Origin of the sequence: Paenibacillus whitsoniae (genome assembly GCF_003955665.1) — a bacterium.
GTDB classification, from domain to species: Bacteria; Bacillota; Bacilli; order Paenibacillales; family NBRC-103111; genus Paenibacillus_E; species Paenibacillus_E whitsoniae.
Genome location: NZ_RXHU01000004.1, coordinates 17,436 through 29,419 on the forward strand (window position 1 = coordinate 17,436; position 11,984 = coordinate 29,419).

An 11,984-nucleotide genomic window follows, 5' to 3' on the forward strand; every position below is an offset into this window, starting at 1 on the left:
CGGGAAATCCCGCGGAGCTCCGCTCCAAGCTTGTGTTTTTCAAGCCTCTCTCCTTCGAAGTGTAAAGCACGTTACGGGCAAAATCAATAAGCGCACCCACTAACTGGACTGCCGTGCCAGCGCGTGTGACGGTTCCTCCTTAGGGAAAGCGTGAAGTACAAGCCGCGTATCGTCGGTTTCATTGCTGCACGTCACCAGCGTAAGAAGGCGGTCGGGGTTGTGAGGGAAAGGCGGCGCTGGAAACAACGATTTCTCGCGATAGCTGAGCGCGGCCTGAAGCAGCCCTTGTTCATTTGCGTAAGCCACATCGACTCGATCTTTCTGTGCATTAATCGTATAGACCGAGAAAATTTCCCACTCCGTCTGTTGAGACGGGGTCTCTAGCGTAATCACCCGATGCTCGTTGAAAAAGGCCCGGCTTTTATATCTTTGTAAACTGCCGAACATGGAGCCGTCGAGCATGTTATGCCCGTAAATGACGATATTTTGCTGTGATCGTTCGAAATCGGAACGGTAGTCCATGAAAATACTGCCGTACATCGATTGTCTGCCTGCCGCATCGACATTCAGGTAGTAATCGTTATCCGCATGCTGCAGGATCGGATAATCGACTTCGGTGCCATCGACATGCAGCCAGCCGACCACTTCTTGATTTATCGTACGCAGGCGTTCCCAGCGTTCCGGCTGCGCTGCTTCGGAGGAAACTGCGCGTTCTGACGGCGCTGGATCGCCTGCAGGGATTGGCGTAGTTAATGAAGAGACAGCCGCAGGCGAATCTGCTGCCGCCGCATGGACTTGCAACAGTTCTTTTTTTAACTGTGCGGCTTGTTTTCTTTCTGTATGCTGCTTATGGGTATCCACCGTAATAAGTGCGATGCCGCCCGCTAACAGCAGCACGGCCAGCCAATACAAGCGTGTATAACGTTTATCGGTTACAAACAAACTTCTATGCAAGGTCATCCCTCCCGGGCGTGATCTGAAAAGAAGCAGGGACACCCTCAAGTGCCCCTGCTTGTCTTATTTCTCTCGGCGTGAGCGCCAATAGGTCGTGCCCACCACGGCTAGACTTGCGAAAATCATCGCTAAGCCTGCCAGATAAGCTTTGCTGTAAGGCGCTTGTCCTGTTTTTGGTACAAGCGAGGCAACCGGCTTGGCTGCTACGGCTTGCCCGTTTTTCGGATTGACGCTGACAGCTACGCCTTGATATTCTTTGCTGCCGTCCCCATTGCCAACCGCAACGGTAAACGAATCATCGCCTGTAAATCCTTCGTTCGGGGTATACACCCAGTTGCCGTCTTCCGTAAGCTGAACGGTGCCGTTCTCAGGCTGCTTCTCAACCGTGAAGGTCGGAGGAACTTCTCCCACTTCCTTCTTCGGATCGGTTGGAATCGAGCCTTGAACAGGCGTATCCTCATCTGTTGTTACAGCTTTCGGCGGTGTCACTGGCGGTTCTACCGGAGGTGTCACAGGTGGTTGCACTGGCGGCGTTACCGGTGGTGTTACCGGTGGTATCACCGGCGGTGTTACCGGTGGTTTCACCGGCGGTGTTACCGGTGGATCTACCGGCGGTTTCACCGGCGGCGTGCCTCCGTCGTCGTCATAAACATAAATCCCGGCATCAATCGTGCGATTGTCGTCACCGGACTGCAGAACAATACTGTCCGTACGACCGGATGCGTTCGCATTCGAATCGACCGCCATGTCGGAACCTTTGTTCTTGTAGGTAAGAGCATAGCCACTCGGCGTGATGAACTGAACAACGTAAGATCCCGGGACCAACTGATTGAACAAATAATTGCCGTTCGTATCTGTTGTCGTCGAAGCCAGCGGTGTCAATAAGTCATCTGCTGCGAACAGCTTAACCGTTACGTTCTGTACGCCGGCCTCCGCCAGGTCCTGAATGCCGTTCATATTGGCATCGAGAAAAACCTTGTCCCCTAGTTGCGCCGGGATGTAGAAACCGGCATCCACCGTCAGGTCATTCACGACAGTTAACAAAGATACCGTGTGGCTGAATCCTGTAGTGAGATCACGGTCGGAATCCACGCTGTCATCCGAGCCGACGTTAGCACGGCTTCCTTTATAGCCGGAAGGCACAAGGAATTTTACCTTATAGTTGCCAGTAAGCAAGAGGTTGGTAAAGAGATAATGCCCGTCGACGTCAGTCGCCGTGGTTTTCAGCAGCGCATCGGTGTCGGCGTCATACAGTTCAACCGTTGCATTCGACATGCCCGGTTCTCCGGCGTCTTGAACGCCATTGCCGTTTCGGTCGTGCCAGACGAGATCACCGATCTTGCCAAGATAGAAGCCGGCATCGATCGTATTGTTCGTTTCGTCTGAACGCAGAACTACCGTATCGCTAAACCCGGTGATTGCATCCCCATCCGAGTCTCCGGAAGGTTCCCCTTGGTTTTTCACCGTTGGCTTGTACCCCACAGGTTTGATGAATTTCACCTTATAAGTGCCGGGCACCAGGTTCGTGAAGCTGTAGTTCCCATTCACGTCTGTTGTCGTACTTGCAAGCGGTGAGATCAGATCAGCCGCAGCATACAGTTCGACTGTAACACCGCTTATGCCGGATTCACTAACATCCTGCCGACCGTCTGCATTATCATCAAGAAACACCTTATCGCCCAGTTGTGCCAGCTTGTAGAAGCCCGCATCCACCGTCAAGTCATTGACGACAGTCAGCAAAGATACTGTGTGACTGAATCCCGTTGTGAGATCGCGGTCGGAATCCACGCTGTCATCCGCACCGGCATTCGCCGGGCTTTCCTTGAAGCCGGCAGGCTTCAGGAATTTCACCTTGTAGTGAGCGGAGAGCAGCAGATTGGTGAAGAGGTAGTGGCCTCCTGCATCCGTCGTCATTGTGTTCAACAGCGCATCCGTATCAGCGTCATACAGCTCAACCGTTACGCCCGATAGCCCAGGCTCACCGGCATCCTGAATTCCGTTGGCATTGAGATCATGCCATACGATGTCACCCAGCGTACCATTCGTGAGCAGGAACAGCCCGGCATCCACTGTCGTATTGTTATCCTTCGACAACAATGTGATGGTGCTCGTACGACCTGTTACCAGATCCGCGTCCGAGTCTAGCGTATCGTCTCCGCCTTGATCCTTCGAGGTCATGCCATATCCGTCAGGCGGCGCAAATTCTACGATATAACTGCCGGGATCCAGATTTGTAAACTGGTACAGCCCTGCCGGATCCGTGGTCGTTGATGCGATCGCGACGGCAGGCGCCGAAGCGTTATAGAGCTTCACCGCTACATCCGGCACACCGGGTTCACCCGGATCTTGAATGCCGTTCTTGTTCACGTCAAGGAACACTTTGTCTCCCAGACTTGCTGGACCATATACGCCTGCGTCGAAGGAATAGTCCCTGCCGCCGTCAACCAGCGTAATGCCGCTAACGACGGCCTCGCTATCCGTGCGCACGGTAAAGACGGCATCGCTGTCTTTGGTATCATCGGCGCCTTGATTGCTTGGCGAGAAGTACGCGTATCCCGCAGGACGTGTAAATTTGACGACGTAGTTGCCCGGCATTAATCTCGTAAATTTGTAGTTGCCGCTGGCATCGGTCGTAGTCGTTTTAATAACCGTGTTCAGATCTCCCGCATCGTACAGTTTCACGGTTGCCCCGGCAATGCCCGGCTCGCCGGCATCCTGTACGCCATTCCCGTTGCGGTCATGCCAGACCCGATCGCCGATCTCGCCGAGATAGAAGCCGGCATCGATGGAGTTGTCCGTTTGGCCCGAGGTAAGCGTGACGGTATGACTGAAGCCCGTTGTCTCATCCCGATCGGAATCCTTGGCATCGTCTCCGCCTTGATCCTTGAGCGTCGGCTTGTACCCCGTAGGGTTAAGGAATTTTACTTTATAATTGCCAGGGTCTAAATTCGTAAAGCTGTATTTGCCGCTGGCATCGGTCGTCGTCGTCCCACCTGGAAGCGGCGTCGTTAGATTCGCTGCATCGTAGAGTTCGACCGTTACACCGCTAATGCCCGGTTCCCCGGCATCCTGTATGCCGTTCGCATTAAGATCTTCCCACACAAAATCGCCAATGGAGCCTTTCGTATAAATGCCGGCATCCAGCGTCATGTCCGTTTCTCCGCTACCAAGCGTTTTGTTCACGCGATAGGTACGAGTAGCGGTGTCATACAACGTAAAATCGCTGTCCTTGGTGTCATCTCCCTGATCGTTCGGTGAGAGATAATAGCCGCTAGGCATCACGAATTCCACTGTGTAATCGTCCGGAGGCAGGTTCGGGAACTCATAATAGCCCGGCTTGCCAGAGATATGATCGTTGAACGTGCGCGTATACGAATAAGGGGTCGAGAGATCGACGCCTTTATACAGGTTAACCAGAACGCCGTTAAGACCGTTCTCCCCTGCCTCCTGAATGCCGTTCGCGTTCGTATCAAGCCAGATAAAATCGCCTAGATTGCCGGTTCCAGCCGGATCCGTATTTTGAACGAGGAAGCCGACTTTAATCGGTTCCGACGGGAGGAATGCTTGCGGACCGCCTTCATCCGGATACGTCGCACCGTAGCCGAAGGAGTTCCACGCAATCTTGTTTCTCGGCGCGTTCACCGGCGCACGCATATCCCATTCCAGCGTGACCGATTCGCCTTGATTCAAGGTAATATTGCCAAAATCAAACTTAAGTGCCGTCACCGTTGTAATATCCGCCGGCACCGTTGTCGTCCAGTTGCTGTGGTGTGTCCGGTGCAATGGATCGGTAAGGTCGCCTAGATCTGGCGTATTCGATGTAGAGTAGTACACCTTGATCTGTGGATCAAGTGCCGCTCCGCCCGGTCCCGTTACCTTATTCACCAGATACGGCCGCCAGTCAGAGTTTCGCGGGTTGGTGTCTATAACGCCGATATCGCTAATGCGCGGCAGCTTATCGATAATGACAATGTTGGAAATCGGCCCATTGGAGTCGGTGTTGCTCACCACTAACTGGTACATCGCTTTCCCGCCGGGCAGCGTCACGCCGTTCGCCGGGTATTTCGTGAACACGCCGTCCAGCTCCCCTTTTACCCACTTGACCGATTCAAGGGAACCAGAGAACTTCACGTAGACATTTGCCGTGGATGTCACAAACTTATGCGTAGCCGCATTGTTGTCCCGATCATCGGTCGTGTCGTCAATCGTCGTCCCTTTGTAATCATCCGTAACCGCCGTCGTGGCAAACATCGTGTTGCCGAAGCTGCCGTTCGGCGCTCCATGCTTCACTGTGCCTTTAACGGTCACGTCGATGTACTCGCCAGGGAGGAGCACCGCACTTGCAAACGTCCACAGCTTCGCTTTATACGTCGTCGAACCGATGGCCTTATCGTATTGCGTAGCTACAGGAGCCATATCCTTTGTGGTGACATGCGTCTGATCGACGCTGACTACCGAGTAGTTGTCCAGCTTATCCTCCGGGAAAAAATCCAGAATCTCCGGCGCCGTCAGATTGCCTGTCGCGAACGGATGATTTTGCACTCTCAGCTTGTACGTGACTGTATCGCCTTCCCGCACCGATGCCGAGCCGACAACCGATTTCTCGGCAACGACCCATGGCTTAGGATCGACAACCTTGATTACCACGCTGTCATTGCTGGTCAGGGGAGTCGCCCCATACGCTGCGTTCAGAGTAGCCGTGTTCGTAATCATGCTGCCCACCGGCACCGCCGCACTTGCATGGTCGACGCTAAGCAGCGTCCCGTTCACGCCAATGTCTGAAGCGATGCGGAATCCGACCGGCACCGCGCCGAACACCCAGCGCACTTTGGATACGTACTGTCCGCCCCCCAGGCCGAGCGCAGACACATCCAGCGTCTGATTGCTGCTCGTGCTAAGGCTTGTCCCTCCAGCCCAGTCATACCAAGTATTCACCTCGTTAAGCTGGTATTGCACTGTGACGTTAACGTTCGTGTTATTGGTATAAGAGCCTGTCGATACACTCGTCAAATCGATCTGTTTCGGAATCGCATCTTCAACCGCAATCGTGTCCAGATCGACGTTCCCTTGGTTGCCAAAACCGTTGATCTTGTACTGCACGGTTTGTCCCAGTGCGTACTCGTCGTTGTTTTGACGGGAATCCTTGTTGATTCCGTAAATGCCCGGTGTCGCCGCGGCAAGCTGGTGAGTGGCTGTGGCCGTATTCGTCACCAAGGCTGTGCCGGTAAGCGATGTCCCTGTAGCATAAACGGAGTTGGTGACCGTATCACCGACATGAAAGGTCGTACTCGGATAGCTCAGTACTACGTTGTACGAGACGTTCTGTCCTGCATTCAATACCGGCAAATCCCAATAGACGCTGCCGTATACGGAATTGTACACCCCGCCAGCGGAAGCCGAGACGAAAGCAGCGCCAACAGGCAAGGTGTCAAACACGCGAACATTCTGAATGTTCGTTCCGCCCAGCGCGCTGTTTCCCTGCAGGTTCACCTGATACGTGACATTGCTGTCCAGAATTGGATCAACGACAGGAGACACTTTGCTTTTGGAAATCGACCAGTCAGCCCCATTCACCTGAGCCGTAACGATCGGCGCCGTCGAAGATACCAGCGTACTGTTATCCGCTTTAGCCGTAGCCGTATTCTGAGCCGTATCTCCTTGCTGCGTCGTGCCTGATTTGAACTTCGTTTTTAGCTTGAGTACACCTGTCTTCCCGGCAGCAAGCGGCGTTACCATTACAAACTTAACCGTACCCGGTGTACTGGTATCGACGCTGGCCACATCGGGTGTCGTATCCACGCCTACATAATCCAGCGCAGCAGGCAAAACATCCGTGATCACCATGTTGACCGCATCGTCCGTTGTGCTCGGATTCGCATACTTGATCGTATACGTAATCGTTTCACCCGGCAATGCCGTCGTCTTGTCGACTGTTTTCTCAAGCGTCAGAGAAACTGCCCCTGCAGCCGAAACAATGAAGTTGTAATAGGGCAAGACAGAGAGCGATATGGCCAGCATCAGGAACAGCACTCTTTTACCAATCGATAAAAGGTTGCGTCTGCTGCTCGGCGATCGCCGCATTCTTCTCATACATTGCTCCCCCAAATCTGTCGACATGAGCCGGCCATGTATGTTCTTTGCAAAAATAGTCCACACTCATGCCTTACCATAAAATAGATCAACCATTCTTCTTATGGCACCAGGTAAACCCTCTATCGCCAACACATCGGCAACTTTTTTCGACAAATCCCCCCCGCACAAAAGTGTTTACCTTGTAAAATTTTGTCATAAAAAGAACCTTTTCTAGCATATCATAGGGACCTAGACAGAACCTATACAACTAAAAACTCCCTGTTCCGCAAATGGAAAGGGAGCTTGATCTTCTTCTATGCGTTCTCAATATGGATAGGTAAAACGATAAGTACCGGAACCAATCGAAACACAAACGCCATTAACTGTTTCTTTATGGGGCAATGCTCCAGAAATTGCAGTCAATCCGATACCGCTCTCTCTGACTGAATTCATGTTTGCCCCAGGCAGTGTTATCTCTGCCGTCGTATTGACCGGAATACTTACCTGAACCTCAGCTACGCCGCTTGTAATGTTCCACTGGGATTCAATTTTCCCATATGGAGACTCAAACGATGCATTCGCTGAAGTCAATGCCCCTTCAAAATGAGGTTGAATCCGAATGCGCTTATAGGCCGCTGCTGTTTCATCCATTTCCAAGCCAGCGATATATCGATACATCCATTCTCCAATCGCGCCATAGGCATAATGATTGTACGAATTCATATCGTCGCTCCAAAAGGAGCCGTCAGGCTTAATGCCATCCCAATGCTCCCAAATCGTTGTGGCTCCTTTGGATATAGCGTACAGCCAGGAAGGATACGTCTCCTGAAGGAGGAGCTTAACAGCTGTTTCATGGTATCCGTTTTCCGACAACGCTAAGCAAAGATAAGGAGTGCCAACAAAGCCAGTGTTCAAGTGATAGCCGCTGCCTATAACCAACATGTTTAGGTCACTAGCGATAAGCCTACGTTCCTCTTCCCTTACCAATCCGAATACAAGCGGCAAAATTTGTGCAGTCTGGGTCTGTGCCTTCATTCGTCCTTCCGAAGTAAGGAACGTTTCGCGGAAATTCGCGATGATCCCGTCCAATAAATTACTGTATTCGCGCGCATCCTCTTGCTTGCCCAGCACCTTTGCCGTATCACGAAGAATGCGAGTCGACAGCGCATAATAGGAAGTTGCTACCAAATCAACCGGCGTAGCTCCGAAGTAGCTGCCTTCATGCGCATCCAGCGCCAGCCAATCTCCGAAGTGGAAGCCTGTGTTCCACAAGTGTTCACTTTCTCCTTGACTCCGAATAAATTCAACCCATGCCTTCATACTGCTATACTGCTCCGCCAGTAGTCGCTCGTCTCCATAAACAAGATAGACCGTCCACGGGCAAACAGTCGCCGCATCGCCCCATGCCGAAGAGGTATACGTCTTATCTCCCCACATTGAAGAGATATAATCTTCAAGCGCATTTGGAATGACAAATGGAACGCTGCCGCTTTGCCGTTGATCAGCCTTCAAGTCGCGAAGCCACTTGGTAAAGAAAGGCCCTACGTGGTAATTGAAGGCTGCCGTCCGGATGAATACCTGGGCATCGCCCGTCCAACCGAGCCTTTCATCGCGCTGCGGACAGTCCGTTGGCACATCCAGGAAGTTGCCGCGCTGCCCCCACACGATATTTCGCTGAAGCTGATTCACCATGGGATCGGAGCATTCAAAATGACCCGACCGCTCCATGTCGGAATGGATCACCTCTGCCGTGAAGCTATCAAACAGACACTGATCCTCTACGTCCGGGAAACCTTCTACTTTTACATAGCGGAATCCTTGAAACGTAAAGTATGGCGCATACGATTCAGTTCCTTCGCCTTTAGCAACATATTCAATCGTTGCTTTGGCTTTACGGAGATTGGCGGTGTAGAAATTACCTTCCCTATCCAACACTTCCGCATGCTGCAAGCGAATCCGGGTACCGGCAGGCGCCTCCACGGTAATGCGAATCCGCCCTACCAGATTTTGTCCCATATCGAGCACCAGCTCTCCCATAGGAGTGCGGATGACTTTCACGGGATGAATCGTTTCGGTGACGCGGCAGGGCCAATTTTCTTGCGCAACCAATTGGGTTAGAGGCAACTCTGCAAGCGTAACGGGCTTCCAATCCGCATCTGGATAATCCGCTTCGCTCCATCCTTCCTTCTCCAATCGGGCGTCATAAATTTCTCCTGCATATAATTCGGATAGAAGGATCGGGCCTGTTGAACACTTCCAACTCGAATCGGAAACGACCCATTGCTGCGAGCCGTCTTCGTACTGAATGTGCAGCTGCAAGAGCGCCGCCCTGCGGTCGCCGTAAATGTTCCTTTTGCTGAGCCAAGTCAGCTCTCCCTTGTACCAGCCATCACCGAGTAAAACACCTATTCCGTTCGCTCCGCTTTGAAGCTGTGCAGTGACATCGTAGGTTTGATACTGATGGCGAGTAGTATAGCTAGTCCAACCCGGAGCCAGCAGCTCGTCACCAACACGGTGTCCGTTCATATACAGCTCGTAGACCCCAGCGGCTGTCGCATAAATACGGGCCGAACGAATCCCCTTTCCCGCCTCGAACCGATTGCGCAGCATAAAGACCTCTTTGGCATGCGGATCGAGATCATTCGAATCCGGAGTAATCCACTGGGCTTTCCATTCGCCCGCCTCGAGTAACCCGGTTTCCCACCAAGTCGGTTCGCTCCATGCAGACTCCCGATCGAAGCCGTCCCATACCTTTACCCGGTAATGGTAACGTGTGCAAGAATGCGTCTCCGGGCCGGCATACGCCACCTGAATGGACTGCTCCGTATCGATGCGTCCGGAATCCCACCACAAGGATTCAAAATCGGCATTCGGACCGGCAACCTGAATCTGATAAGCCTGTTGAACCGTACCGCGGCGTTCTGAGATGATTTTCCATCCTAATCGCGGTGCTTTCAAATCCGTCCCAAGCAGATTGGCTCTATATTCACATGTCAATGATCCCACTCGTAATTCTGTCATTTGTACAGTACCTCCGTTAATTTTAGTTCCGGCACCACATGCTTGCTAAACCTATCTTACTCCCACACGGAGTACATTAACTTTAGCGGTTCTGGTATACTATCTTTAGATGTTTGGAGGCAGGAGGACGATCGATGCTTTTTCGCACCATTAGAACCAAGCTGTTTTTTGTATTTTTGGCCATCTCGGTCATTCCTGTGTTTATTATCACGTACATCTCCTACAATTCGTATACAAAACTAGTTGGCAAACAGGTCTCGCTCGTCGCCTCGAATACGGTCAGCAATACGGTCGAACGGATCGATAATATCTTTCAAAATATTGACCGCATTACACTCAGCTTTCAACAGTTCTCTACCCAGCCTGGTGCCATCACGGTATCGCAGGAACTGAATAAATTGATCAATAAGCCGAATATCGATCAATATGATTTCTTTCTGGCTCGGACAAGAATGCTCTTCTTTTTTAATAATCTGGTTCTGAGCAACAGTTACCTAAATGGGATTTATATATTTCTTCCGAGCGGGAATGCGATCAGCTACGGCAACGGGACCGATCTCGCGATCAATTATCAGCCGATTGAAGATGAATGGTATAAGCAAACCCTGCAAAAAGGCGGCGGACTGTATATCAGCGATACCGATACCAAGCCTTTTATCATCAATGCCAAGCCTTCCATTACATTTTCACGTGCACTTTACGATCCGGATACTCGGCAGCTCCTGGGTGTACTCATGCTGGATTGCGATCTGAACATTTTTAAAGGGATCGATAAAGACATTGTTCCGAATATCACGAACATGTTCCTTGCAAACGGGAAAGGCAAAATCCTGTACGATAATTCGAAAAGCCGAATCGGTCAAATGATTCCCGATGACCTCAAGGCATTGATGACGGAGAACCCCGATGGAACGGTTGAGCAAACCCGCGGCGGTACGTTATCCGTCATCAAGCCGTTTCCAGACAACGACTGGCGGATCATCGCCTCCCTGTCCTTGAACGAGCTCTATAAACAATACGGCGTTTCACAACGGTTGATTATTTATATCGCGCTCTCGTGCGCCGTTATTTTTCTTCTGCTGTCCGTCGTTCTGTCAGGACTGATTACGAAGCCGATTATCGAACTAAGCAGGCTCATGCGAAAAAATAAATCCCTGCATTTTGTAACAACCAAAAAGCATCTGGAACGTGACGACGAGATTGGGATTCTATACATGGAATATAACAAGATGATCAAAGATATTGATCTTTACATTAAAGAAAGCTATCAAAACAAGCTGATCACCTTGGATTCCCAGATGAAGGCTTTGGAAGCGCAAATCAACTCGCATTTTTTGTATAATACCTTGGAGGCCATTAACAGCATCGCCGAAATCGAAGAGGTCGAGAGCATCTCGATCATGACCAAAGCGCTCGGGGATATGTTCCGTTACAGCATTAAGACAGAGAGCGAGCTTGTCGCGGTTGAGGACGAGTTGGCGCATGTGAACAACTACTTATCCATTCAAAAGATTCGTTTCGAGCACAAGATCGACTTTCACTTCTACATCCAAAGCGATTTATATGCTATGCGCATTCTGAAGCTTATACTGCAGCCTGTGATTGAGAACGCGTTATATCATGGACTGGAGAAAACGAGGAACAAAGGTACGATCGCCATAACCGGTTATACCTCCAACGCGCACATTATTTTTGAAGTCACCGATAACGGGGTTGGGATGTCGGAGGAACAATTGAGTGAACTCCAAAAGCTGTTAAGCGAACCTCCCGAATTCCATGAGCTTGGTCAAAGAAACAAGCGCAGTATCGGACTCAAGAACGTACATTCCCGAATTGTTCTTTATTATGGAGTCGGCTATGGATTAACTTTGGAAAGTGAAAAAGATAAAGGAACTAAAGTCACCATTACTGTTCCGAATATTTTTCAGGAGTGAGCC

The 11,984-nt window shown here is 51.2% G+C and carries 4 protein-coding genes; 1 reads left to right on the forward strand and 3 read right to left on the reverse strand.

Features of this window, described 5'->3' with window-relative positions; all coding sequences use genetic code 11:
• Positions 1–99: 99 nt before the first annotated feature.
• The 3 genes from srtB to EJQ19_RS00615 all read right to left on the reverse strand — a co-directional run bounded on the left by srtB (position 100) and on the right by EJQ19_RS00615 (position 10,047).
• Positions 100–954, reverse strand: coding sequence for a class B sortase (srtB, locus tag EJQ19_RS00605; protein WP_164716241.1), 855 nt, complete (start codon positions 952–954; stop codon positions 100–102).
• Between the two features lie 63 nt (positions 955–1,017).
• Complete coding sequence (locus tag EJQ19_RS00610) at positions 1,018–7,044, reverse strand: SdrD B-like domain-containing protein (RefSeq protein ID WP_164716242.1); 6,027 nt, start codon at positions 7,042–7,044, stop codon at positions 1,018–1,020.
• Between the two features lie 306 nt (positions 7,045–7,350).
• Positions 7,351–10,047 (reverse strand): glycoside hydrolase family 78 protein, encoded by a 2,697-nt coding sequence (locus EJQ19_RS00615; protein WP_126139274.1) that lies wholly within the window; start codon positions 10,045–10,047, stop codon positions 7,351–7,353.
• A gap of 134 nt (positions 10,048–10,181) precedes the next feature.
• On the opposite strand from EJQ19_RS00615, the gene EJQ19_RS00620 reads away from it, so the two are divergent.
• Positions 10,182–11,981 (forward strand): sensor histidine kinase, encoded by a 1,800-nt coding sequence (locus EJQ19_RS00620; protein WP_126139275.1) that lies wholly within the window; start codon positions 10,182–10,184, stop codon positions 11,979–11,981.
• Positions 11,982–11,984: the final 3 nt, after the last annotated feature.